The sequence below is a fragment of the Acetobacter cerevisiae genome (genome assembly GCF_001580535.1).
GTDB classification, from domain to species: domain Bacteria; phylum Pseudomonadota; class Alphaproteobacteria; order Acetobacterales; family Acetobacteraceae; genus Acetobacter; species Acetobacter cerevisiae.
On sequence record NZ_LHZA01000134.1, the window covers coordinates 1 to 25352 of the forward strand.

General features: G+C 59.6%; 25 protein-coding genes and 1 pseudogene. 5 read left to right on the top strand and 21 right to left on the bottom strand.

Annotation, left to right across the window (positions count from 1 at the left end; translation table 11 throughout):
- Nucleotides 1-22: 22 nt before the first annotated feature.
- From AD928_RS05650 to AD928_RS05705, 13 genes and pseudogenes are all read right to left on the bottom strand, one after another.
- Nucleotides 23-265, bottom strand: a pseudogene (locus AD928_RS05650) (transposase); the annotation flags it as partial.
- Entirely contained in the window at nt 193-720 is a 528-nt protein-coding gene (locus AD928_RS14740) for a hypothetical protein (RefSeq protein WP_156470109.1), read from the bottom strand. The pseudogene AD928_RS05650 and the gene AD928_RS14740, both read right to left, overlap by 73 nt.
- 116 nt (nt 721-836) lie before the next feature.
- The gene (locus AD928_RS05655; protein WP_062248966.1) at nt 837-2516 is read right to left on the bottom strand and encodes an ArnT family glycosyltransferase; all 1680 of its coding nucleotides are present in this window, start codon (nt 2514-2516) and stop codon (nt 837-839) included.
- On the bottom strand, nt 2510-3265 hold the full coding sequence (locus AD928_RS05660) for a glycosyltransferase (RefSeq protein ID WP_061507773.1): 756 nt from the start codon (nt 3263-3265) through the stop codon (nt 2510-2512). Before AD928_RS05660 ends, AD928_RS05655 begins: the two co-directional genes overlap by 7 nt.
- Nucleotides 3266-3290: 25 nt before the next feature.
- The gene (gene atpF, locus AD928_RS05665) at nt 3291-3785 is read right to left on the bottom strand and encodes a F0F1 ATP synthase subunit B (RefSeq protein ID WP_043549427.1); all 495 of its coding nucleotides are present in this window, start codon (nt 3783-3785) and stop codon (nt 3291-3293) included.
- Between the two features lie 33 nt (nt 3786-3818).
- Nucleotides 3819-4400 carry a F0F1 ATP synthase subunit B family protein gene (locus tag AD928_RS05670; protein ID WP_081894059.1) on the bottom strand — a complete coding sequence of 194 codons (582 nt, stop codon included), beginning with the start codon at nt 4398-4400 and terminating at the stop codon, nt 3819-3821.
- A gap of 47 nt (nt 4401-4447) precedes the next feature.
- A complete protein-coding gene (locus AD928_RS05675) occupies nt 4448-4672 on the bottom strand; it encodes an ATP synthase subunit C family protein (RefSeq protein ID WP_003624142.1) in 225 nt (74 codons plus the stop codon).
- Nucleotides 4673-4725: 53 nt separating this feature from the next.
- Entirely contained in the window at nt 4726-5475 is a 750-nt protein-coding gene (locus AD928_RS05680) for a F0F1 ATP synthase subunit A (protein ID WP_061502640.1), read from the bottom strand.
- A 61-nt stretch (nt 5476-5536) separates the two neighbouring features.
- Nucleotides 5537-5833: an AtpZ/AtpI family protein gene (locus AD928_RS05685; RefSeq protein WP_062248968.1), complete on the bottom strand. Its 297-nt coding sequence runs from the start codon at nt 5831-5833 to the stop codon at nt 5537-5539.
- A 134-nt stretch (nt 5834-5967) separates the two neighbouring features.
- Nucleotides 5968-6912 carry a signal recognition particle-docking protein FtsY gene (ftsY, locus tag AD928_RS05690; RefSeq protein WP_043549340.1) on the bottom strand — a complete coding sequence of 315 codons (945 nt, stop codon included), beginning with the start codon at nt 6910-6912 and terminating at the stop codon, nt 5968-5970.
- A 1-nt stretch (nt 6913) separates the two neighbouring features.
- Nucleotides 6914-8158, bottom strand: coding sequence for a tRNA (N(6)-L-threonylcarbamoyladenosine(37)-C(2))-methylthiotransferase MtaB (mtaB, locus tag AD928_RS05695; RefSeq protein ID WP_062248970.1), 1245 nt, complete (start codon nt 8156-8158; stop codon nt 6914-6916).
- The gene (gene dapF, locus AD928_RS05700) at nt 8155-8967 is read right to left on the bottom strand and encodes a diaminopimelate epimerase (protein WP_062248972.1); all 813 of its coding nucleotides are present in this window, start codon (nt 8965-8967) and stop codon (nt 8155-8157) included. The genes mtaB and dapF overlap by 4 nt, the downstream gene beginning before the upstream one ends.
- A 58-nt stretch (nt 8968-9025) precedes the next feature.
- Complete coding sequence (locus AD928_RS05705; protein ID WP_062249005.1) at nt 9026-9427, bottom strand: VOC family protein; 402 nt, start codon at nt 9425-9427, stop codon at nt 9026-9028.
- Nucleotides 9428-9590: 163 nt separating this feature from the next.
- On the opposite strand from AD928_RS05705, the gene AD928_RS05710 reads away from it, so the two are divergent.
- Both AD928_RS05710 and AD928_RS05715 read left to right on the top strand, forming a co-directional pair.
- Nucleotides 9591-11549 (top strand): hypothetical protein, encoded by a 1959-nt coding sequence (locus tag AD928_RS05710; RefSeq protein WP_062248973.1) that lies wholly within the window; start codon nt 9591-9593, stop codon nt 11547-11549.
- A gap of 115 nt (nt 11550-11664) precedes the next feature.
- Complete coding sequence (locus AD928_RS05715) at nt 11665-13434, top strand: DEAD/DEAH box helicase (RefSeq protein ID WP_062248975.1); 1770 nt, start codon at nt 11665-11667, stop codon at nt 13432-13434.
- Between the two features lie 70 nt (nt 13435-13504).
- Here the strand turns inward: AD928_RS05715 and AD928_RS05720 are convergent, their stop codons facing one another.
- The gene (locus tag AD928_RS05720; RefSeq protein WP_062248977.1) at nt 13505-14179 is read right to left on the bottom strand and encodes a hypothetical protein; all 675 of its coding nucleotides are present in this window, start codon (nt 14177-14179) and stop codon (nt 13505-13507) included.
- Nucleotides 14180-14330: 151 nt separating this feature from the next.
- Between AD928_RS05720 and AD928_RS05725 the strand changes: the two genes are divergently transcribed.
- Nucleotides 14331-15893 carry a S10 family peptidase gene (locus AD928_RS05725; protein WP_062248979.1) on the top strand — a complete coding sequence of 521 codons (1563 nt, stop codon included), beginning with the start codon at nt 14331-14333 and terminating at the stop codon, nt 15891-15893.
- A 98-nt stretch (nt 15894-15991) separates the two neighbouring features.
- On the opposite strand, the gene rpsI is transcribed toward AD928_RS05725, so the two are convergent.
- Entirely contained in the window at nt 15992-16477 is a 486-nt protein-coding gene (rpsI, locus tag AD928_RS05730) for a 30S ribosomal protein S9 (protein WP_043549344.1), read from the bottom strand.
- Between the two features lie 5 nt (nt 16478-16482).
- Complete coding sequence (gene rplM / locus AD928_RS05735; RefSeq protein ID WP_025827672.1) at nt 16483-16959, bottom strand: 50S ribosomal protein L13; 477 nt, start codon at nt 16957-16959, stop codon at nt 16483-16485.
- Nucleotides 16960-17180: 221 nt separating this feature from the next.
- Here rplM and AD928_RS05740 point away from each other — a divergent pair, with 221 nt between their 5' ends.
- Entirely contained in the window at nt 17181-18530 is a 1350-nt protein-coding gene (locus AD928_RS05740; protein ID WP_062248982.1) for a hypothetical protein, read from the top strand.
- A gap of 72 nt (nt 18531-18602) precedes the next feature.
- On the opposite strand, the gene AD928_RS05745 is transcribed toward AD928_RS05740, so the two are convergent.
- From AD928_RS05745 to pstC, 5 genes are read right to left on the bottom strand one after another with little or no spacing between them, the layout of a single operon-like run.
- Nucleotides 18603-19709, bottom strand: coding sequence for a retroviral-like aspartic protease family protein (locus AD928_RS05745; protein WP_156470110.1), 1107 nt, complete (start codon nt 19707-19709; stop codon nt 18603-18605).
- Nucleotides 19710-19756: 47 nt separating this feature from the next.
- Nucleotides 19757-20461: a phosphate signaling complex protein PhoU gene (phoU, locus tag AD928_RS05750; protein WP_043549347.1), complete on the bottom strand. Its 705-nt coding sequence runs from the start codon at nt 20459-20461 to the stop codon at nt 19757-19759.
- Nucleotides 20462-20478: 17 nt separating this feature from the next.
- Nucleotides 20479-21294 (bottom strand): phosphate ABC transporter ATP-binding protein PstB, encoded by an 816-nt coding sequence (pstB, locus tag AD928_RS05755; RefSeq protein WP_062249006.1) that lies wholly within the window; start codon nt 21292-21294, stop codon nt 20479-20481.
- 11 nt (nt 21295-21305) lie between these two features.
- Nucleotides 21306-22190 (bottom strand): phosphate ABC transporter permease PstA, encoded by an 885-nt coding sequence (gene pstA, locus AD928_RS05760; RefSeq protein ID WP_062248986.1) that lies wholly within the window; start codon nt 22188-22190, stop codon nt 21306-21308.
- Nucleotides 22187-23170, bottom strand: coding sequence for a phosphate ABC transporter permease subunit PstC (pstC, locus tag AD928_RS05765; RefSeq protein WP_062248988.1), 984 nt, complete (start codon nt 23168-23170; stop codon nt 22187-22189). Before pstC ends, pstA begins: the two co-directional genes overlap by 4 nt.
- 268 nt (nt 23171-23438) lie before the next feature.
- On the opposite strand from pstC, the gene ilvD reads away from it, so the two are divergent.
- Nucleotides 23439-25307 carry a dihydroxy-acid dehydratase gene (gene ilvD, locus AD928_RS05770; RefSeq protein ID WP_062248990.1) on the top strand — a complete coding sequence of 623 codons (1869 nt, stop codon included), beginning with the start codon at nt 23439-23441 and terminating at the stop codon, nt 25305-25307.
- Nucleotides 25308-25352 lie beyond the last annotated feature (45 nt).

Sequence of the window (25352 nt, forward strand, 5' to 3'; positions counted from 1 at the left end):
GTCAGGCCAAACAATGGTTGGTATAAACCGTTTGCCATGGGCCAAAATGAACCGGAAGCATCTCCCAACCGCAGCCTGAGCGCACGAGATAGCGCAGAGCATTGATGATCTCACGGAAATCGGTTGTCCGTTTCCGACCACGCCGGTTCGCAGGGGGCATCAGAGGCGCTATGCGCTCCCATTCCTCATCTGTCAGATCAGACGGATAGCGTTTCGTCTTGCGTGTAATTCCGGCCATGCGGCCTCGTTGTGCTGGCGTCCACATCCTGCCTTTGAATCACGCTCAAAACCTCTTGAAAACCTATCATAGCGAATTTCCAAAAGGGCTCTAAGCATTCTGTAGAAAAATTTTGAAGAGATCAGGCAGGAAGACAGCCAGCAAAGAAGGCAGTATCCCAGCATATAAAGACAATATATAAATCTGGCAGGCAGATTATTAGCCTGTAAAGACCAGACCCAATTGACCCAACGCCCTTCAAAAAGCGTTTTTTGCCAGGGAGAAGCGTAAGGCACCATGCCTGGCGCCAGCTTCGTCATAAAATCCCAGTCGTCATGCTCAAAGTAGATATGTTGTGCGGCGCCAGACGAAACCAGAAAAAACAGAATAATTGCAAGAAAAACACCGAACCCTTGAAATAAGGCAGAGTATTCTTTTTGAGAATTTATTCTTCCGGGAAATGGGGCATAGAACTTCATCAAATATGAAAAACTCTGTCCCATAATTCCCTTGATCCTGATGCAGGCAATTTAAATTTCAAAGAAGAGAACCACTAAAGTTCTCAATAAAAAATAGAAATCTTTAATTCATCAAACTTTACGCACCAACAGGCGCCTCTTTAACGATCAAAACCATACAGGCTGATTGTGAGATGGTGGCCGTTGGAATAGTTCACCCCGGTCACGGAGCCATAGGTGCGCACGCGACTGCGGGCCGGACCGAGTGTTGCGAGGAATGCTTCGCTTTTCTGGACATCGACAAGTGCTACGGCACAGGCCTCATTGTCCAGCATCCGGCGGGCAGCGTCTTCTGGCCCTTCCAGATGCACCTTGCCGCCCATGAGGAACACAAGGCTCGGCTCGGAAAATGAGACGGACGAGACTTCTGTCTGCGCACAGGGCTGGTGCGCCGCGACCAGAGCCGTCAGGCGCGGGGCCAGCCAGATGCTCTGCAGGTGGGGCACAACCACCAGAAACAGCCCGGTATAGAGCAGCATGGCGCAGGCAGCACTGGTCAGGACGGCCTTGCGCAGCTCGGACCTGCAGATGAAGACAACGGACAGGGCGATCAGCGGCAGGCTCCCACCCGCCAGAATCAGCGCTGCGGGAGAGACCACATACTCCAGCTTCCAGAGCAGCACTGGACCGGCCAGTGCCAATGCAACGCCGGCAATGGTCCACAAAACGCCATAAGCCCCCAAGGCCAGACGCGCCCAGACCGCACGCGGCCAGCCAGCCCAGACCGGCGCGCCCTGTGCCAGCATGCCAGCCGTCAAAATGGCAATGGCGGGATAAGTGGGCAGCACATAATGCGGCAGCTTGGTCGCAATGGCCTCAAACACCACCCAGTGCGGGATAATCCAGCACAGCAGATATTTGATCGGCAGCAGCTTCCGGCTTTTCCAGACAGCAGGCAGAACCGCCGCTGCAAAAAATGAGCCCGGCCAGAACGCAATCAGGAAAACCAGCAGGTGATAACCCGGCGGCAGACCATGTGCCTGCTGGCCAGAGGCCACCTTACCCAAAAAATTGGTGCCTACAGCACGGCGGAAAAACTCGCCATGGCTGACCACGCCAATCGCGATGCACCACGGAAGCAAAATAGCCAGAGAGACCAGCCAGCCCCATGCGGGCCGCAGCCTGCGCCACAGGCTGAAATTCCGCTCAACAGCAGCCAGACACAGCGGCGTGGCCAGAGACGGAATGAGAATCACCGGGCCTTTCAACATCAGGCCACAACCGATCGCGCCCCAATAGAGCAGAGCCGTGCTTAACGGCGTAGCGCGTGCAGCCTCACGGTCACACAGCGCCCGCAACAGGCCAGCCTGCGCCAGCAGAACACTGAGCAGCAGAGTGGAATCGATCGTGCCCATCCGGTTCTCTGCCGTCACCAGCACAGACACCATCAGCAGCAGCCCTGCCCCCAGCCCGGCCATTGGCCCGAACAGCGTGACACCCATCCAAGCCGTCAGCACCACTGCGGCCGTCATGGCCAGCAGAGAAGGGAGACGATACGCCCAGACGGCGCGGCTTTTCAGCGTGCCTGTGGCTGCAACGGAGGCCGCTTCAAGCCAGTAAATCCCGGCAGGTTGCAGATAGCGGGGTTTGTCCTGAAAGCGGACATCCACAAAATTGCCGCTCTCCAGCATTTGCGCCGTCGCTTCCATGTAGCGCGGCTCATCACGGTCGAACGGCGGGGTGGAGGCCCGCCCCGGCAAAAACAGGAAAAATGCAAGTAAACCGAGCAAAGCCAGCGCGCGCCCGGGCAGGCGTTGCTGGCCCCAGCGTGGATTTAGCATTCGCGAACCGAGCGCGGCAGGCGAGTGCGGTTCCGCAGCCAGATCACACCCAGCAGATCGCGAATGCCAACCAGAGCGCGGTTGAAATTGGTGTATTTAGACTGCCCATGCAGGCGTGGGCGATGCTTGACCGGGTGGCACAGCAGCGGCACGCCGTAAGACGCAAATAGTGCAGGCAGGAAGCGATGCAGCCCTTCAAACTGAGGCAGCTTTAAAAACGCATCACGCTGGAAGAGTTTGATCGGCGCACCTGTATCCGGGCATTCATCCCGCAGCAGGCGACGGCGGAGGCCGTTGGCAAAGCGAGTTGCAAACCGGCGTGACCAGCCGTCTTTCCGCTTTTTCCGCACACCGACCACAAGTGGGGGCGTGCCGTTGGCGGAACGAGCCAGCCGCAGCAGATCAATCAGTTCACGCGGGTCATCCTGACCATCACCATCAATGGTCGCAATCCACTCACCACGTGCGGCAGTAATGCCGGTGCGCAGAGCGGCTGATTTTCCGCAGCAATGATCATGGGAGAGAACGCGGAGACCGGGAAGGACATCGGTCCGCATTTTCTGGAGAATGGCTACGGTATCATCCCGGCTGCCATCATCCACAAAAACAACTTCAGTTTCCGGCAGATGCTCAAGGGCTTCCGCCAGTTCCTGACAGACAAACGGGAGGTTATCCCGTTCATCGAGAACGGCAATGACAATGCTCAGAACCGGAGCGTCACCACTCCGGGAGGAAGAGAGCGCGTTCAAGCCAGATCAATCAGCAAACACGCGCTCAGGCTGCGTGACGCGCAAGAGCGGTCGGCAGGTTGGCAATGGCCTGATCGACCAGAGCTTCCGCCTTCTGCTGGTCCAGAGACTGACCCAGCACACCGCGTGCGGCTTCAACAGCCACATCAATAGCGGCCTGACGCACTTCCTTGATCGCTGCACGTTCTACGGCAGCAATCCGGTCACGTGCCATCTGCTCATGGCGTTGCACAGCAGCTTCTGCTTCTGCGCGGGCTTTTTCAGCCAGTTCTGCAGCATGCTGCAGAGACTGCTCAACCATGGTTTTGGCTTCAACCAGAGCCTGCTCACGCTCACGCGTGGCATCTTCCAGCATCTGCTCGGCTTCCCGGCGGAGCTGGGCGGATTCGTCCAATTCCTGACGGATGCGGGCGGCACGGCTATCAAGGATAGTCGCGATGGGTGCCCAGACCTTGCGGCCAAAGAAGACGAAAAACAGAACGAAGGAAACAGCGACCCAGAAACCTGCTTCGTGAAAAATGCCAGACATGACTTTAAGTTCTCCCGGAGCCGGTCAGATATTCTGGTGCGCGATCGCGCCGTCAACCTTCTGCGCCACAAGCTGGGCGTCGGGCGTGACACCTGTCAGGCGAGAAACGAGCGCCTGCGTGGTATCAGCAGCAATTTCTTTGAGCGTACCGAAAGCCTGAGCTTTTTCGGCAGCGATACGTTTTTCAGCGTCAGCAATTTCGGCTGAAAGACGGGCATTGATTTCTGCCAGCTTCTGATCTGCAGCCTGCTGTTCAGCGTCCAGCGTTTTCTGCAGATTGGCCTGAGCTTCAGCCATGGCGTCTTTACGCGCCTGCTGGAGTTCCGCCACCGCTTTGTCTGCATCCTGTTTTGCAGAGCGCGCAACATCAAGGTCACCCGAGATACGCTTGCTCCGGTCTTCCAGAACGCGGCCAACGCGCGGCAGCATTACCTGGCTCAGCACCAGGTAAAAGCCCAGGAAGATCACAGCACCCCAGATTACCTGACCGGTAACCAGGGGGTTGTGAAAATCAAGCTGAGGCATCCCTGCGGCGTGTGCACCAGGTGCAGCCATTACCAGAAGAGACACGCCGGATACCGTAGCGAGTAAACCGGCACGGACAATCTTCATCATGACACCCACAGGAAGGCCTCCCTTTTCCTACCGTTTTCTCAGACGAACAGGATCAGGAACGCGATGAGAAGCGCGAACAGCGCGATAGCTTCTGTCAGCGCGAAGCCCAGCATGCCCAGACCGAACACGTGCGGACGAGATGCGGGGTTGCGAGCAATGCTGCTCACCAGCGTTGAAAAGATGTTGCCGAGGCCGATACCAACGCCGGCGAGGGCGATTACGGCGATACCTGCACCGATTTCCCGGGCTGCAGCGATGTCCATATCAGTCACTTCCTTGTTAAAAAGTACAGTTCAAACGAAACGGGCAAAGCAGCTCAGTGAGCCACGGCCTCCCGCAGGTAGATGCACGTCAGAATGGCAAACACATAGGCCTGCAGCACACCAACAAGCAACTCAAGAGCCACCAGCGCCATGTTAATGGCAATAGGCCCTATCGCAAACACATCACCCACCACACCAAAACCGGCGAGCATGATGACGAAGCTTGCGAAAATATCGAACATGACGTGTCCGGCGACCATGTTTGCAAACAGTCGGATGGACAGGCTCACGGGGCGAGAGAGAAAGGACAGGATCTCAATCGGGATCAGCAGCGGCGCGAGGAACATGCTGGCACCAGCCGGCATGAAGTGCGCGAAGAAGCGGAAGCCCTGCACCTTGAGCGACACGATCACCGTCAGCAGGAACACCATCACGGCAAGGCCGAGGGTCACTGCGATATGGCTGGTGAAGGTGAAGGAGAAAGGCAGCAGGCCGATGTAGTTCCCGGCCAGAATGAAGAAGAACAGCGTGAAGATGAACGGGAAGAACGCCGTGCCTTCCGGCCCGATGGTGTCCACCGCCATGCTGTGAATGAATTCGTAGCACACCTCGGCAGCAGCCTGGAAACGACCAGGCACCACAGCAGCAGGGCGCATACCGAAATACAGGAACGCCAGAACCAGGCACGCAGCCAGGATCATGTAGAGAGGTGACTGACTGAAGCGCAGTGCCTCACCAAGCCCGCCGAGAACGGGATGAAGCTCGAACTGACCAAGTACGTCGATACTGGAACCGCCCGCCAAAACCGTTCTCCTACTCCACTGTGCCCGGACTATCCTGCCGGGCCTTCAGCTTTCCAACTCACTATTCCGGTGGCTTTACCAGCCGCCAGACATTCAGCACTCCTGCACTTCCGCCCATCAGCGCGAAGATAATCAGGAAAATAGCGCGGGTATGGAACCAACGGTCCAGTCCCCACCCCACAGCAACCCCAACCACCAGTGCGGAAATCATTTCCGTCCCGGCTCTGAGCGCCAGTGCCGGGAGGGACTGTTCATCCTTCTCAGACTTACTGGCTTTTTCATCCTCTTCTACCCGACCGGAGCGGCGTTCTGCCTCTCTCAATCGCTTAGCAAAAGACTCGTCGCTGTCTTCACCCATACTTCGCACTCCCAGAAGGGTGCAGGCGCTTGCTAACGGCGCTGCCATATCCTGTCAAGGAAGCATCCGTAGCACTGAGCGGAAAATCCGTCACGCATGCAAAAAAAGCGCACTAACGGACTCTTCCGCCTGCGTCAGGATGCGGTTTCGGCCTCAGCTTCAGCCGAGCCGACCAGCCCCTTGGCAAAGTCCTGCGCGGAGAAGGGCCGGAGATCTTCCACCTGCTCCCCCACACCCACGGCATGCACCGGCAAACCAAAGCTATCCGCCAGCGCCACCACAATACCGCCACGGGCCGAACCATCGAGTTTGGTGACCACAAGGCCGGTCACATTCACCAGCTCACGGAACACGCGCACCTGCTCCATGGCGTTCTGCCCGGTGGTGGCATCCAGCACCAGCAGAACGGAATGGGGCGCGGTCTCATCAAATTTCCGCATGACGCGAATAATTTTGGCCAGCTCTTCCATCAGCGCGCTTTTGTTGTGCAAACGGCCCGCCGTATCCACAAACAGCAGGTCCGCATCCTGCGCCTTGGCGCGCTTCAGGCCTTCAAACGCCAGCCCCGCAGCATCCGCATTAGGCGCTCCGGCAATCACCTGGCAGCCGGTGCGCTCACCCCACACCTGCAACTGCTCCACGGCAGCGGCGCGGAAGGTATCGCCCGCCACCATCATCACTTTCTTGCCCTGATCGCTGAAAGAGCGGGCCATTTTGCCAATGGTAGTGGTTTTCCCCACGCCATTCACGCCCACTACCAGCACAACATGCGGCTTGTGTGCCGGGTCCGGCTCAAACGGAATGGCGACCGGCTCCAGCACGCTGGCAATTTCATCCGCCAGAGCCGTGCGGATTTCCTCATCCGTCACTTCCGTGCCGAAGCGGGTGCGGCGGAACGAGTCGATAATGCGCTCTGCCACAGCAGGGCCGAGGTCTGCCGTAATCAGCAGGTCTTCCAGCTCTTCAAGCGCCTCATCATCCAGCTTGCGCTTGGTGAAGACGGATGTGAGGCCACCGCCCAGCTTCTGCGTTGAGCGGGAGAGGCCCTTCTTGAGCCGTGAAAAAAAACCTAGCGCCATCTCAAACCCTTTCCGCCAGCAGACCCGCGGCATCCACCGCAACAGCCCGCAGACTGATAATCTCACCCGTTTCCGCCTCACCCTCCGCAAGACGGACGGGGGCAAACTGTTCACTATGCCCGGATGTGGGCGTTTCCATCAGCACGCGCAAAGTCTGCCCCAGCAGACTCTGATAATACCGTTCGGCCGACGCCGCCCCCACCTCCCGCAGGCGCGCCGCCCGTGCCTTGCGCTCGGGCACCGGCACAGCACGCATCCGCGCCGCTGGGGTGCCCGGACGCTCGCTGTAGGGGAAGACATGCAGATACGGCACACCCTGCGCCTCCAGAAAAGCGCGCGTTTCTTCAAACAGCGGCTCATCTTCAGTCGGGAATCCGGCAATTACGTCCGCGCCGATACCGATATCGGGGCGCAGTTTGCGGGCACGCTCAATCACCCGCGCGGCATCTTCCGCCAGATGGCGGCGCTTCATGCGCTTGAGGATGAGGTCCGACCCGGCCTGAAGTGAGAGATGCAGATACGGCATAAAGCGCGGCTCATGCTCCAGCAGACGCCAGATGTCCTCGTCAATTTCCACCGGATCGACCGAAGACAAACGCAGGCGCTCCAGCTGTGGCACCAGCCCCAGCACACGACGGCACAACTGCCCCAGCGACGGCGTACCCGGCAGGTCCCCGCCCCATGAGGTCATATCCACACCGGTCAGCACCACTTCCCGGTAGCCCGATTCGACAAGGGCGCGCACCTGCTCGACCACCACGCCAACAGGTGCGGAGCGAGACGGCCCGCGCCCGAAGGGAATGATGCAGAAGGTGCAGCGATGGTCACATCCCTGCTGAACCTGCACAAAAGCGCGCGTTCGGCCTGCAAATTCCGTCACCAGATGCGCAGCGGTTTCCTTCGCGGCCATGATGTCGGACACCGCGAGCGGCTCGTTCATGGCGGCGGGAGCCCAGCTTTCCGCTTTCAGCTTTTCTTCATTACCCAGTACGCGCGTCACACCCGGCAGGGTGGCCCAGCGGTCCGGGTCAATCTGCGCGGCACAGCCCGTCACTACAATGCGGGCGTCCGGGTTATCGCGATGCGCACGGCGGATGGCCTGACGGGCCTGCCGTTCAGCCTCGCCCGTCACGGCGCAGGTGTTAACGATAATCACGTCTTCCAGCGCCGCCGCATGCTCGCGCATGACTTCGCTTTCCCACGTATTCAGCCGACAGCCGAATGTCAGAATTTCCGGGCGGGTCATGAGGCGTAGGTGGCCAGATCCACCATCCCGTAAAACGCTGTCGCGGCAGGGCCAGTCATCAGCACGTGGCCGTTTTCGGCCCATTCAATCTGCAGAATGCCCCCATCCAGCTCCACCGTGCAGCGGCGCTCCACCAGCCCGCGCCGCACAGCATTGACCACCGCCGCACACGCGCCGGACCCGCAGGCTTCCGTCACCCCCGCCCCGCGTTCATGCACTTTCAGGCGCATGCTCTCAGGGCTGTCTATGCGGGCAAAACCAATATTGGCGCGATCAGGGAAGAGCGGGTCATGCTCCAGCGCACTGCCATGGCTGAGCATCGAAAAATCTTTCACAAAAAAAGTTGCGTGTGGGTTCCCCATGGAGGCCGCGGCCGGGTCTCCGTCCAGAGGCAGATGGAGGGTGTCCATCTCCGCCGCAAGAGGCACAGCCTGCCAGTCCAGCTTTGGAGTGCCCATGTCGACTGTCACCAGCCCGTTCTCTTCAATCCGGGCAGGCAGGGTTCCGGCCCGTGTTTGCAGCACGGGGGTGCGGTTGCCGGTCTGACGAAACACCAGATCCGCCACACAGCGGGACGCATTGCCGCAGGCCCCGGCTTCTGACCCATCGGGGTTGAAGAAGCGCACAAACACATGCGCGCCCTCCGCACAGGCAGGGCGGAGCGTTACCAGCTGGTCAAAGCCAATCCCTCTGCGGCGGTCTGCAAGGGCTGCAATCCGCGCGGGGGTGAGGGACAGATGGCCGGCACGCTCGTCGAGAATGACAAAGTCATTCCCAAGCCCGTGCATCTTGGAGAAGGAGGTCTGCATACCGCGCCTTATAAGGCAGATCAGCCCCTAATACCATGAGGGAACAGGGCTGTGGGACTTAGAGAAAACGCCCCGGCTCACCACGGCCCAGCACTTCAATTTTATACCCGTCCGGATCAGTCAGGAAAAAGAAGGTGCCGATAATGCGGTTATCGGTTTCCAGCGTCTTGATGGGCGTGGGCGAGAAGCCTGCCGCATCCAGACGGGCATGCTCGGAGGCCAGATCCTCAACAGAAACAGCCAGATGGCCGTATCCATCCCCCAGCGCATAAGGCTCGGTGCGGCCGTGATTGATGGTCAGTTCCAGCTCAAACGTCTGCTCGTCATTGGCCAGATAGATCAGCGTGAAGCTGTCAAACACCAGCCGATCGACCGGCCTGAGGCCAAAAGCAGTCTCGTAAAATGCCAGCGAACGTTCTTCATCAAGAACACGCAGCATGGAATGGATCACTTTTGCCACAAGACAGTCCCCCTGACACTCAGCTTCATCAAAATTTGCAGTGCTCATAACGCGGAAGCCGGTCCTGCTGAAATTATTTTTTAAAAAAATAGTCTTTACGCAAGGCTCGGCAAAATGGTTTCAAACAATAAATGAACCTGCTCCGGGGATAATATTTAAAGAAATGACCACCTTTTCTCTTCTGCCTGCGCCGGCATCTCGCCAGATGCGGACATGGCTTTGTGTTGGCACTATTCTGGCGACAGGGCTGCTCAGCATGCAGCTTTCCGGCACGGCCTACGCAGCAGAAGATGAAACGGCCTCTCTCGAAGCGCTGGAACACCAGATGGCGCAAATTCAGGAGCAGCAGAAAGCCCTCCAGAAAGCGCTGATGGGCATGCAAAAGCAGATTGCCGCCCACCGGGCCGCGCTGACGCATGGTGGAGGCAGTTCCGCCACACAATCCGCAGTCAGTGGCAGCAGCCACCACACGCTGACAACAGCGCGGAACACGACCACGGGCAGCGGCAGCGGCACGGGCCATAAAGGCTGGTCTCCGGAAACCGGGTCTGAAGACGTGGGCATTGAATCTGCCGGCACGACCGCAACCGCCATGAACACACCGCACACCACTGGCCGCCATGTCACAGGGCCAGATGCGCAGCCTGTATTCTCGGGGCAGGATGATCACCCGGACGTGGAAGCTGTGATTGGCCACCGCGCGGAAGATATGATTTCCCGCATTGCCGAAAACAGCGTCGGCCCGCATGCGCGTGAAACAGCGGGCGGACAGGCCGCCGGTGCGCTGGGTGACCACGGCGTGTTCCATATGGGGCCGGTCACCCTCATTCTGGGTGGTTTTCTGGATGCTGCCGCCGTGGTGGAAAACCGGCATATCGCGTCCGGTACCTTCAATTACTGGCAGGCGATGCCGTATCCCAACGAGTCCCGCTACCACACCAATAATTTTGAAGGCAGCGCGCGCTACAGTCGTATCTCGCTCATGGCGCGTGGGAATGTGGATACGCACTCCACCATTTCCGGCTTTTTTGAAATGGACTTTGGGGCCGGTGCCGCCACGACCGATGCGTATGAAAGCAACAGCTATGCCTTCCGCATGCGGCAGGCCTATCTGGCGTATGATAATAGTGACCTGAACTTCCACTTCCTCGCTGGTCAGGCATGGAGCATGCTCACGCCGGGCCGTATCGGTATTATTCCGCGTCAGGAAAGTTTGCCGGAAACCGTCGAGTCTTCCATGCTGGCAGGCCAGACATGGGCGCGGCAGTTGCAGTTCCGGTTTGTGAAGGATTTCCTCCAGCACCGTCTGTGGCTGGGGCTTTCCATCGAAAACTCCGCCACCTTGTATGACACCACTGGCTTTACCAGTTCCGACGGCACCGTCACGCTGCCCAATGGCAAAACCGCCACCGTCAGCAGCAACGGCACGGGCCTGACCAATGATGCCCCCTTTTCCAACGAGATTGCGCCGGATGTCATCGGCAAGGTGGCGTGGGACCCGCACTGGGGCCATTACGAGGCCGTGGGCATCCTGCATTTCCCGCATGACCGCGTGGCCTCCCTCGGGCAGGGCCACAACAATACCGCCATTGCGGGCGGCGGCGGTGGCTCCATGGTGCTGCCGGTTCTGCCGCATAAGGTGGAAGTCCGTCTGGCCGGGCTGGCTGGCGTTGGCATAGGCCGCTACGGCTCCGTGCTGCTGCCTGATGCCACACTGAAAGCCGATGGCGATGTTGCCCCCATCCCCTCCATTCAGGCCACGGGCGGCGTGATTGCCCACCCCACGCCGCGTGTGGATGTGTATGGCTTCTTTGGCTATCAGGAAGCCGGACGCCGCTATTCCAACTATGGCGGCGGGGCGTACGGCTACGGAAACCCCAATTATTCCAACCTCGGGTGTGAGACCGAATTGTCCACTCTGGGCTGCACGGCCAACACCCGCAGCGTGATGGAAGCGACCGTTGGTGCATGGTATCGCTTCTTCAAAGGACACTACGGAACGGTGGAAGCCGGAGCCCAGCTAGCCTACTCCCGCCGGGACGCCTGGAAGGGTCAGGGCGGTGGTCCGGATACAAGCATGAGTCAGATATTTCTGGACTTCCGTTACCTGCCGTTCCAGTAACACATCACGCTTACCGATAAGCGCTTAGGGCAAAAGTTCTCCGGCCAGGCCTCTGGCCATTCATGCGGGGAACCTTTATCCCCCCATACATCTTGTTGCCTGGACCTAAAGTAGAATGCCTTTTCAGAATGCCCCCGCCTCTCTTGCGAGCGCTCTTGCCGCTCGCGGGTACGAATCCGCAACTCCAGTTCAGGCTGCCGTTCTGGCACCTGACGCCGAAGGTCGGGACCTTCTTGTTTCAGCCCGCACTGGCTCCGGTAAAACCGTGGCCTTTGGTCTGGCTATGGCGAACACCCTGCTGGATGACAACGGCCGCTGCCCCCCGCCGGGCGCGCCGCTGGCTCTGGTGATTGCCCCTACGCGTGAACTCGCCCTGCAGGTGCGTAATGAGCTGGAATGGCTCTATGCCTCCAGCGGTGCACGCATCGTCTCCTGCGTTGGTGGTATGGAGCCCCGCGTGGAAGCCCGCGCCCTGAACGCTGGCTGCCACATTGTGGTCGGCACGCCGGGCCGCCTGTGTGACCATCTCTCCCGTGGCCAGCTCAAGCTGTCCAGCCTCCGTGCCGTGGTGCTGGATGAAGCAGATGAAATGCTTGATCTCGGCTTCCGTGATGAGCTGGAAACCCTGCTGAAAGCTGCCCCGCCGGAACGCCGCACCCTGCTGTTCTCCGCCACCATTGCGCGGGACATTGCCAATCTGGCCCGCCGTTATCAGACGGACGCCCTGCGCATTGATACGCAGAGCGGCAGCGCACCGCACACGGACATTACCTACCGCGCGGTGCTGACGGACCAGTCCGACATGGCGAACACCATCGTCAACGTGCTGCGCCAGATGGAGTCTCCCTCCGCCATTGTGTTCTGCCACACGCGTGAAGCTGTGCGGCAGTTGCAGGGAATCCTGACGCAGCGTGGCTTCTCCTCCGTCGCCATCTCCGGTGACCTCGGGCAGAACGAACGTAGCCGCGCCATTGAAAGCCTGCGTCATGGTCAGGCACGCGTCTGCGTGGCGACCGACGTGGCCGCCCGTGGCATTGATATTCCGGACCTCGGTCTGGTGATCCACGCAAGCCTGCCGTCCAACCCTGCAACCCTGCTGCACCGTTCAGGCCGCACCGGGCGCGCCGGGCGCAAAGGTACCTGCGTGCTGCTGGTTCCGCCCTCACGCAGAAGGCTGGCTGAACGCCTGCTGGAAGGCGCGAAGGTTACGGCAGAATGGGGTGGCGCACCGACGCCGGAAGATATTGCCCGCGCTGATGCCGAACGCCTGCTGTCTGCACCGCAGCTCTCCATTGCTGTGCCGGAAGCCGGTGGCATGCATGACCTGATCACCAAGCTGACGGAAGCCCATTCGGCTGATCAGCTTGCGGCTGCTCTGATTGCCATGTGGCGCGCCAACCTGCCGGAACCCTCCAGCGTACGCGTTATTTCTCCGGGCTCTGTCAAAAAAGCACCGCGTGAACGCACCCGCCGGGATGACGAAGAGGGTGACCACCGTGGCCCGCGTGAGCCGGGTTCATGGTTCCGCCTGTCTGTTGGCCGTGAAGATCGCGCTGACCCGAAATGGCTGGTGCCGATGCTCTGCCGTCTGGGCGGTATCCGCAAGCAGGATATCGGGGCGATCCGTATTCAGCCGGACCACACGCTGGTGGAAATTGCACAGGATAAAGCCGAGCGCTTCCAGTCTTGCGCTGCTGGCGCCGATGCTGATGAAATCACGGTTGAGCCCTCCGCTCCGCCGCGTGGTGGTGCCAGCCGTGATGGTGGCCGTCCGCCGCGTTCCGGTGGCCCGGGTGGTGCCCCCGGTGGCCGCCCGCCCCGTAAAGGTGGCGGCGGTGGCTTTAGCAAAAGCGGCCCGTCCAGCCGGAAACGCAAAGCCTTCTGATCTGCATCAGATGCAAAAAAGGCCCCTCCCGAAAGGAAGGGGCCTTTTTCTTGCTTAAACGCTCAGCGCCTTACAGCTTGGGCAGAGAGGTTGCATCTTTCCAGTCGGAATTGATGCGGTCTTTCTGGCTCTTCCAGGCATTTTTCGCATTCTGCCCGGCATTGTTCCATTTGTTCTGCGCGTTTTTGCCGGCATTGGTCACGCTGTCACGCTGAGCTTCCCATTTTTTGCGGGTTTCCTCGCTTGCGTTGTTCCACTTGTCCTTCGCGTTCTGTTCCGCGTTGGTCACCTTGTCACGCTGCGCTTCCCATTTTTTGCGGGTCTCTTCGTTCGCGTTGTTCCACTTGTCCTTCGCGCTCTGCTCCGCGTTGGTCACCTTATTGCCCTGAGCTTCCCACTTTTTGCGGGTTTCTTCGCTTGCGTTGTTCCACTTGTCCTTCGCGTTCTGTTCCGCGCTGGTCACTTTATTACGCTGCGCTTCCCACTTCTGGCGGGTGGCATCACTGGCATTATTCCAACGCGTCTTCGCCTGATCCTGTGCGGACTGGCGGGCATTTTTCAGGTTGGATGAAAATTGGTTGGTATCAGTCTTGACGGCATTCCGCGTATTCTCCACTCCCTGCTGCACCTGCTGCTGTGCGCAGGAGGTAAGGGAGAGGCAAGGATCGGCGTAGGCGGCTGTGGCTGAAACCAGAGCCGTTGCAAGCGGCAACCCCATAATGGCGATTTTCCGAATGAACTGCATAAATATTCCTTCCATAGTTCCTGAGCATCCTCAGGAAGGCAGGCATGGTTTAGACAGAACATTTTGTCAAAAAATGGCCCATTCCGCCTCGGCAGGGCAGAGTTGCTCTCATGCCTTCATATCTTTTTCTGTGTTTGGAGAATAAACCCTGATGATCAAGCCTTCTTTACTCTGCAAACACATACGCAGACCTCAAAAACGGGCCAGCCTTGCTTTGGCCACGGCGCTTTGCCTGTCTGCGGCCCCGGTCTACGCCGCCCCTGCCGCGCCGCCAGCCGCACCACATGCCGATGCCCCCAAAACGGCCCCTAAAGAATTCACCAATGCTGCCGCGCTGCTGCCGGATGATGCCATAACCCATCACACGGACACGTTTGCCGGCCACAAGATCAGCTACACCGCCCACACCGGCACGCTTATGCTGCGGGATGATGCTGGCAAACCCACGGCCCGCATTTTTTACGTCGCCTATACGCAGGATGGCGCGGACCCGGCAAAACGCCCGGTCTCCTTCTTCTTCAATGGCGGTCCCGGTGGTGCTACGGCGTATCTGCATCTGGGTGCCGCGGGCCCCACGGCGCTGACCTTCCCGGCAGGCAACCCGACCGATGGCGCCAATGCCCGTCTGGCGATTAACCCCGATAGCTGGCTGCCCGACACCGACATGGTGTTTATTGATGCCCCCGGCACCGGCTGGTCCACGCCGACCGACCCAAAAACAGCCGACAAAACCTTTTATGGCGTCAAGCAGGATGCCAAAGCTTTTGCCAAGACCATTCAGCTCTGGGCCAACACCAATGGCCGACTGACCTCTCCGCGTTATCTGGTTGGAGAAAGCTATGGCGGCATTCGCTCCATTGAGGTAGCTGAGGCGCTGGCACAGCAGCAGAATCTGATGGTGAACGGCATCATCATGATCTCGCCCGCGCTGGACATGGGGCTTCTGGATACCAGCAACAGCATTCTGGCCTCTGCCCTCACGCTGCCGTCTTTTGAGGCCGCCAAACTGGCCATGCAGCATAAGCTCGCGCCGGAAACGGCAGCACATCAGTTAGATGAGGCCTATCACTACGCGCTTGGCCCGTATCTCTCCACGCTGGCCAACACCCCGCCAACGGGTGATGCCGCGCGTGATTTTTATGAAGACGTCGCCAAGCACACCGGCCTGCCGGAAGAGGTCATCACCAAGGAACGCGGCCAGCCGCAGCCCATGGCGCATGATATCCGCAGCCGGGATGGACGCCTTTACACGCTGTATGACGCAACCGTCTCCATTGCGGACCCCTTCCCCGAAGGTGTAGATAATGGTGACAGCCCGGACCCGACCCTCTCCGGTTTTGGCCGTGCCTATGGCAGCGCGTTTGAACAGTATGCCAGCAAGACGCTCAACTATCGGACGGATCTGTCTTACGAACTGCTGAGCATGAAGGTGAATGCCGCGTGGGACTTCCGGGGCGATGGCGAGCCTATGGCACACCAGATCCCCGTTCTGCGCCGCCTGCTGGCCTTAAACCCGACCCTGCGCATTTTTATTGCCAACGGCTATTACGATCTGGCCTGCCCGTTTGCCAGTGCGCGCTGGGTGGCGGAGCATATCCCTGTAGGCCGTAACCGCATTGGCCTGCACACCTATCCCGGCGGCCACATGCTCTACACCCGCCCGGACAGCCGGGCCGCTCTGGCGCGGGATGTGAAAGCGTTTCTGGCACCCTGAGGCAGCCGGACCAAACCCGCCAGAACACAAAAAAGGCGGGAGAGGTTTCCCTCTCCCGCCCTTTTCTGACGTTGCTGTAAGCGGACGTCCTTGCCGGATCAGCGCTTGCTGAACTGGAAGGAACGACGTGCTTTGGCGCGGCCGTATTTCTTACGTTCAACCTGACGAGAGTCACGCGTCAGGAAGCCGGCAGCTTTCAGAATGCTGCGCAGGCCGGGTTCGTAATGCGTCAGCGCGCGGCTGATGCCGTGACGAACAGCGCCAGCCTGACCGGACAGACCACCACCAACGACGGTGCAAACCACGTCGAACTGGTTGTAGCGGTCAGCCACCAGGAAGGGCTGCGTCAGCAGCATGCGCAGCACAGGGCGAGCGAAATACGTGCCAACGGGACGACCGTTAACCGTGATGTCGCCTTTACCGGGCTTGATCCACACGCGAGCCACGGCGTCTTTACGACGGCCCGTTGCGTAGGAGCGGCCCTGCGCATCGCGTTTTACTTCATACACAGGGGCTTCCGGAGCCGTGGCAACCACGTCTTTCAGATCAGCCAGCGTGCCTGTACGTTCCTGAGTTTCAGACATGATGCTCAGCCTTTCTGCGCGTTAACGACGTTTTTGCGATTCATAGCCGCAACGTCCAGCTTCTGCGGCTGCTGGCCGTCATGCGGGTGCTCTGCACCAGCGTAGACGTGCAGGCTGCGCATCTGCTGGCGCTGCAGCGGACCACGGGTGATCATGCGTTCAACAGCCTTCACCACAACATGGTCAGGGTTCTTGCCACCCAGACGCTGTGCAATGGTGCGGGTCTTGATGCCGCCGGGATAACCCGTGTGGTAGTGGAACAGCTTCTGACCAGCTTTATTGCCCGTCAGCGCCACTTTTTCGGCGTTGATGACAACAACATGGTCACCACAGTCAACATGCGGGGTGAACTGAGCTTTGTGCTTGCCGCGCAGGCGGTTCGCGATGATGACGGCCAGACGACCCAGAGCGAGGCCTTCGGCATCGATCAGGATCCAGTTCTTCGTCACCTCCGCGGGTTTCAGCGAGAGGGTGGTCTTCATGAGAGTGTGATTCCGTTAAGACTATAAGCTTTGAAGATGGGCGCCTTATGCGTGCGCAAAAGCCCTTCGTCAAGAGCAATCGGCGTTCACCCCCGTAAAATCAACAGTTTTTCACACGGTAACATATTACCGCAACCAGACTTGCAGCACCCCCACCCGTGCATTACACGGGGAGATGCGTTGAAGACTTTCTTTGTAAAAACAAGCAGGATTCCTACCTGGTGAAGAAACATGTTCCTGTTACGGTTGCTGGTATTGCAGCCCTTGCCTGTGTTGGATGGCTGGCCGCGCGCCATGCCGAGCATGTTATGCTGGAAAAAAGCATCAACAGCTTCCGTCAGACCTTAGGGCCGGACGCATCCCTCACCTATAAAAAGGCGTGGCCCGGCCTGCTTGGCCGGAGTGTGAAGTTTACCGCACTGGTATTCCGGCAGGGGCAGGAAAGCATTACGGCGGATGACGCGGAAATTTCCAAGGTCAGCACCACCGGGGATGATGCCAGACGAATCGGCCATCTGATCTTCCACAAGTTCCAGATGACAGACACATCCGGCAACCTGCGCATGGATGATCTGGCGTTGGATGGCGTCACGCTGCCCACCAACGGGGATGACAAGCACGGCACTCCGCCGCAGGGGCTGGAAATCAAGCATGTGGATGCCAGCAAGCTGCACGGCTTTATCAGCAGCCTGCAATCGGACATCTCGGCCACACGCCTGACGGTGGATGATTACGGCAATGATGAAGCCTCCCATCTGGACGCCCGAGACGTCCGGCTGGCCACCAATGTTGCACCGCAACGCCAGATCAGCGCCAAATCCGTGCTGGTGGACGGTGTGGATCTGGCCGGCCTTTATAATAACCTCACCTACAATATGCCTTATACGCCGCGTAACGGCGTACGGGACATTCAGGTGGACGGGCTGGCGATTGATGGCACAGGCCCGCTGATGCATGTCGCCAAAGTGTCTTCCCACGCGACCCATTCCGAGGCATCGGAACAGGAAGTCTCAAGCGTTCAGGGGCTGGAGCTGTGGCCCTCTGTGCCCAACCTCTCCCTGCTGCCCACGCTGGGCTATGACCATTTCCGTGGGTCGCTGGTGCTGAACCTGACACATGACTACAAAGCCGAAAAACTGCACATCGACACCTTCAGCCTAGATGCCCCCGATATGGGGCGCCTGACGCTGGATGGTAATTTCAGCGAGGCCAATACCCTCGCCCTGCTTTCTGCCGGTGCGGCCGACATGCAGGTGATGAGCATGAACCTGTCCTACAAAGACCACGGGCTGGTGCCGAAAGTGCTGGCAAACTCCGCCAGAGCGCGTGGCGTGACGCCGCAGGAATTCACAACCTCCCTCCAGACCGATCTGGTCCCGCAGGGCAGTGACCCGAACGCGCCCGTGCCGCAGTTTATTAGCTATCTGGCCCATCCGGGCAGCGGCCCACTGACCATCACGCTGCGCCCGCAGCAGCCGGTGCCGCTGATGGCCATTGCCGCCAGCCTGAGCATGCTGCCCTCAGCGCCGCAGATCGCACAGCAACTGGGCCTGACGGTTCACGCCCCTTAACGTCTGCCTGAAAGGGCCTGTCAGATTAACCTGAGACAGACCCTTTCGCGCCCGACGCGACGCTTCAAAACCTTACGGCGTGGGAGCTGGTAAAACTGTGACGGGTGCGCCAGCCGGCGTGCTGGCCGCAGGCGCACTCCCGGGGGGAGGCGCGTCCTTCAGCGAAATACGCGGGAAGGGCGCGGACAAAGGCACTGCCGGTTCAGCACCCGCTCCGGGCACATTTTTCGGCTTGATGCGCAGGTCAAACGTATGATCCTGCTCCGGTGGCCTCAGGCGCTGGATATAGAGTTGCTCATGCCGGTAGGACACCCATACCCGGTTGTGCCGCAGGAAATCCGCCCCCAGCAGAGCGTAGCCGTCCGTTTCAATGGGGGAGATGCCAAGCAGCGGATTCGGATACAGCTCATCCCCTATCTGCAGGCTGGCAAAACGGTGCAGATGGCCGCCGTCTCTGCGTTTGCCGGAAACACCGGTGGACGTGAACGTAATATCCTGCGCCAGATCGTCCTTTGAAACGCCTGCTTTCCGCGCCTGAGATGGCAGCACGGACGTGTGCCAGGCACCACTATCCAGCATGGCGTCAATCTTCTTGCCGTTCAGGCGGATGGTCGTGCCAATACGGAGCCCATTCGTCCCCAGACGATACCAGTCGAGCTTTGAAGACGGGCCGTCCCACGTAGGCGTTGGGGTTTTGCACGCGCTGAGCTGGTAGAGCGCAATCTTCCCGCCGGGCAGGTCGAACATCACATCATAAGAGTGCAGAAAGTCCGCCCCAAACAGCCCAACCACTGGCCGGCCCGCAATGGTGCCGCCAAAAGAGCGTTTGGCCTGCGTCAGATAGACTTCACCACTCGTGCCGGACCCAAGACCCATTTTATCCGCCTGCATGACGGGGGAGAACATCTCTCCCGTCACGCCGCTGATATTGAGGACGTGCCCGGTATCCACGAGGCCGAAATTTTTGCTGGCCTCTTCCGAAATCATGGAAATATCGGCTCCGCTATCCACAATCATCGCAGCATCATGCCCGTTGATTGTGACCCCAACGATGGGAGAGCCAAATTTATTCAGAACGGGAAGGTCCCCCAGCGTCGAGACCTGACACACCCCGTTCTGTTCTGCACAGCCGGCCAGCGCCAAAAGAGACACTATGCCGATCCAACCTGATTTATGCACGCCCTGCCCTTCTCTCAGTCTGCACGGCAGGACGCACTCAGGTCGCCTCAGCCGCTCTTTTTTGCGGCCCCGCCACGCGGACGCAGCGCGGGAAGCATTTCCCCCGTTACCGCGTAATAAACACGCTCGGCAATATTGGTGGCGTGATCGCCAATACGTTCTAAATTTTTAGCCACGAAGAGCAGATGAATACAGGGGCCGATCTTGCGCGGATCTTCCATCATATACGTCACCAGTTCACGGAACATGGCGGTATAGAGTTCATCAATAGCCGTATCAGAGCCCCAGACCTGCATGGCGCATTCACTGTCATTATTGACCATGGCCTCAATGGCGCTGTGCAGGTTTTCCTGCACCAGCCGCGCCATGTTGCGCAGCGCGCCAAAAGACAGCGCACCATCCAGCGGTTCCACCTTCAGCGCCCGGCGGGCAATGCTGGAGGCGTAATCGCCAATCCGCTCGAAATCGCCGGTAATTTTCAGCACGGCGATAATCACACGCAAGTCAACCGCCATGGGCGCACGCAGGGCCAGAATGCGGATGGCAAGGCTTTCCGCCTCGCGCTCCAGAGCATCCACTTCCACATCCAGCTCGGGTGGCTCCAGAGCGGCTTCTTCATCCTGATCCACCACGGCGGCAATAGCCCGCGCCGTCTGGCGTTCCACCAGACCACCCATGCGGGCCACCAGCCCACGCAGACGGTCCAGCTCCTGATCATATCGGGTGACGGTATGCGCGGGTTCGTTCCCCATGAGTGTGTCCTCCCTGTTCAGCCAAAGCGGCCGGTAATGTAATCCTGTGTACGGCTTTCACGCGGGGCGGTGAACATCCGCGCCGTGCTGTCCACTTCCACCAGTTCACCCAGATAGAAGAAGGCCACCTGATCCGCACAGCGGGCAGCCTGCTGCATGTTATGCGTGACGATGGCGATGGTGAATTCGGTTTTGAGTTCGTCCAGCAGTTCTTCAATGCGTGCGGTAGAAACCGGGTCCAGCGCACTGGTCGGCTCGTCTAGCAAAATCACTTCCGGGCGCACAGCAATGGTGCGGGCAATGCACAGACGCTGCTGCTGGCCGCCGGACAGTGCGGTAGCGGACGCCTGAAGACGATCCTTCACCTCCGGCCACAGAGCCACGCGGCGCAGAGCATCTTCTACCCGCCCGTCCATTTCGGACCGGGACACACGCTCATGCAGCCGGATGCCGAAAGCGATATTGTCATAGATCGACATAGGGAACGGGGTTGGCTTCTGGAACACCATGCCCACGCGGGAGCGCAGGGCGTTCAGGTCCAGCCCGCTACCGAGAATATTCTGGCCGGAGAACATGACCTCGCCCGTAGCGCGCTGGCCCGGATACAGATCATACATCCGGTTCAGCACCCGCAGCAGGGTGGATTTGCCGCAGCCGGAGGGGCCGATCATCCCCGTTACGCTCCGCTCAGGAAAGCCCAGCGTAATGTTATGCAGCGCATGGGTCTTGCCGTAATAAAAATCCAGATTGTTCACCTGGATGGCAATCGGGCGACCTGACACGGCAGAGGCTGATGCCTCCACTTCCACGTCAGCCGACGGCGTAGCCTGCATGGTGTTCTCGTTCATGTCCGTCCTCCGCGGATGCCAACCCGCACCACAATATTAATAATGAGCACACCCACCGTAACCAGCAGGGCACCGGTCCATGCCTGCTGCATCCAGTCCTGATAAGCGGAGCCTGCATACTGATAAATCGCCACCGGAAGGCTGGCCATCGGCCGCCGCATATCCAGAGACCATTCGGAATTCCCCAGTGAGGTGAACAGCAAGGGAGCCGTCTCACCCGCCACGCGGGCAATGGCCAGCAGCACGCCGGTCATGATGCCACCGCGCGCGGCCCGCACACAGATAAACAGAATAACGCGCCATTTGGCCGCACCCAGCGCAATACCCGCCTCACGCATGGAAACGGGGACAAGCCGCAGCATGTCTTCCGTTGTGCGTACAATAATCGGCATGGCCATCAACGAGAGGGCTGCTGCACCGGAAAAGCCGGAGAAGTGACCGAACGGCTCCACCAGCACCATGTAGATAAACAGGCCGATGAGAATGGACGGCGCAGAGAGCAGCATGTCCGACACAAACCGCACTGTCCGGGCCAGTTTGCTGTCCGCCCCGTATTCCGCCAGAAAAATCCCCGTCAGCAGGCCGGCAGGCGCACCCAGCAGAATGGACAGGCCTGTTTGCAGCAGACTGCCCACAATAGCGTTAGCCAGACCACCACCCGTCCCCGGCGCGCCCATGGAATGGGTGAACAGGGAGAGCGTGAGACCCGGCAGGCCGTTTTTAAGCAGGGTCCAGAGAATGGAGCCGAGCACAAACACCACAATCAGCATGGCCAGCCAGCTCATGCCGGTTGCCAGCTTGTCGATGATCTTGCGGCGCAGAGCCAGAACGCCGGACCGCTGAGGCCGGTCTGCGGCCTGCGAGAATACCGGGCGCGTCATGAGCGTTTTCCTGCGCGTGCTTCACCCCGCGCCAGAAAAATACGGGATACCCAAAGGGTCACAAAGGAAATTGCCATCAGAATGGCACCCAGCGCCATCAGTGAGGACAGCTTGAGGCTGCCTGCCGGGCTTTCCGGAAATTCCAGAGCAATCAGGGAGGCGATGGTATTGGCCGGTGCAAACAGAGACCAGCCGATATGGTTGCTGTCACCAATCACGAACGTCACCGCCATGGTTTCCCCCATGGCGCGGCCCATGCCCAGCACAATGCCGCCCACAACACCCTGACGGGACCAGGGCAGCACAACCTGACGCATCACTTCCCAGCGGGTCGCCCCCAGCCCGTAAGCGCTCTCACGCAGCACAGTCGGCATAGACACAAAAACATCGCGCATCACGGCGGTAATGGACGGCACAACCATAACGGCCAGCACCAGCCCGGCTGTGAGCAGACCCGTGCCAAACGGTGCACCGCTGACCAGCGCGGACAGCACAGGCACATGACCAAACATGTGGCGGGCGGTGGGCTGCACGTAATGCGCCATGACCGGCACCAGCACAAAAAAGCCCCACATGCCGAAAATGATGGACGGCACAGCGGCCAGAAGCTGCACGGCCATCCCAATAACGGAGGAGATCGTCGGCGGTGCGAGTGCTGTCAGCCAGAAAGCAGTGCCAAACGCCAGCGGCACGGCAATCACCAGCCCCAGAAAACTGCTGGCCAGCGTGCCGAACACCGGGGCCACAGCCCCGAAATGCTGGGTGACCGGGTTCCAGATGGCGGTGACAAAGAAGCTCGGCCCAAAAGTGGAAAAGGCTTTCCACCCCCCTGTAACCATAACGGTGATGATGGCGCCCAGCACAATGAGCACGCTGATGCCTGTCAGAACGACCAGCGTTCTGAACAGGGCGTCACCATCCCAGCGCCGGGTTATCTGAGGCGGTTCAGCCTGTGTGGGCTGCTCTGCGGTTCCGTCCATCTGCACTCCGTTCCGATCTACAGGTCGGGAATGGGGAGCAATACTGAACCCCCCGGCTGCCTGCAACCAGAGGGACTCACAATCTCCCCCATACGCAACAAATGTCATGAAACTGTAGCACTTTTACACCGAATATGTCCCTCCCCCCTTCCCCACACCCTGACACAGCACCACTTATGGCGTAGGATGCGCGCCCGCATTGTCGGCCTGCCTGAGATCGGGCCGTTCATTTCTACCCTTTGTTGTATTGACCAGAGAGACCCCCGCAATGGCCGGTTACCGTTCCCGCACCACCACCCATGGCCGCAACATGGCTGGCGCACGCAGCCTGTGGCGCGCCACAGGCATGAAGGATTCCGACTTCGGCAAGCCGATTATTGCCGTCGCCAACTCCTTCACGCAGTTTGTGCCCGGCCATGTGCACCTTAAGGACATGGGCCAGCTGGTGTGCGAGGCCATTGCGGAAGCCGGTGGTATTGGCCGCGAGTTCAACACCATCGCGGTGGATGACGGCATTGCCATGGGTCATGGCGGAATGCTCTACAGCCTGCCCTCGCGTGAACTGATTGCCGATGCCGTGGAATATATGGTCAACGCACATTGTGCGGATGCGTTGGTGTGCATCAGCAATTGTGACAAGATCACCCCCGGTATGCTGATGGCCTCCATGCGGCTGAACATTCCGGTGATTTTTGTCTCCGGTGGCCCGATGGAAGCTGGCCGCGTCACGCTGGATGATATCGAACAGCGGGCCGACCTTGTGACCTCCATGGTCGCAGCTGCCAACCCGAGCGTGAGCGAAGCGGATTCGCAGACCATTGAACGCTCAGCCTGCCCGACCTGCGGCTCCTGCTCCGGCATGTTCACCGCCAATTCCATGAACTGCCTGACGGAAGCCCTCGGCCTCTCCCTGCCCGGCAACGGCACGCTGGTGGCGACGCACACCGCACGGCGCGAGCTGTTTGTGGAAGCTGGCAAACGGATTGTGGATCTGGCGCGCCGTTACTACGAGCAGGACGACGCCAGCGTGCTGCCACGCAGCATCGCCACGATGAAAGCGTTTGAAAACGCGATGTCTGTCGATATCGCCATGGGCGGCTCCACCAATACCGTTCTGCATCTGCTGGCCGCAGCGCATGAAGGTGAAGTGCCCTTCACCATGCAGGATATCGATCGCCTGTCCCGCAAAGTGCCGCATCTGTGCAAGGTCTCCCCGTCCCGCCCGGATGTGCATATGGAAGACGTGCATCGGGCGGGCGGTATTCCCGCCATCATGGGCGAACTCGACCGCCTCGGCCTGCTGCATAACGAAATCCCGATGGTCCATGCCCCGTCCCTGAAAGACGGTCTGACTGCGTGGGACATCCGCTCCGCTGAAGGGGCAAGCAACGCCAACGCCCGTGACTTCTTCCGCGCGGCCCCCGGTGGTGTGCGCACCACGCAGGCGTTCTCTCAGGCCAGCCTGTATAAAGAGCTGGATACGGATCAGGAAAACGGGGCCATTCGTGATGAGGCCCATGCCTATAATCAGGATGGCGGTCTGGCTGTGCTGTATGGCAATCTGGCCGAAGACGGTGCGATTGTGAAAACAGCGGGTGTCGCAGCTGGTCTTGAAACCTTCTCTGGCCCGGCTCGCATTTTTGAAAGTCAGGATGACGCCGTTTCGGCCATTCTGAGCGACAAAATCAAAGCCGGCGATGTGGTGGTCATTCGGTATGAAGGCCCCAAAGGCGGCCCCGGCATGCAGGAAATGCTCTACCCGACCAGCTATCTGAAATCCAAAGGGCTGGCTGAGAAATGCGCCCTGATTACCGATGGCCGCTTCTCCGGTGGCAGCTCGGGCCTGTCCATTGGCCATATCTCTCCGGAAGCCGGGGAAGGCGGCGTGATTGGTCTGGTAGAAGAAGGCGACCGGATTGAGATCGACATTCCCAATCGCCGCCTGTCCGTTGCCGTGCCGGATAGCGAACTCTCTGCCCGGCGTGAGCGGATGGATGACAAGGGTGATGCCGCATGGCAGCCGAAACGCGACCGCGTTGTGTCTACCGCCCTGAAAGCCTACGCAGCCCTCACCACCAGCGCCGCCCGCGGTGCCGTGCGTGACCTGAGCCAACTGACCCGCCGCGTGCCGCGGTAAGACGGATTATCAGGGAGGCTGGCCCTGTGCCGGTTTCCCAGTTCT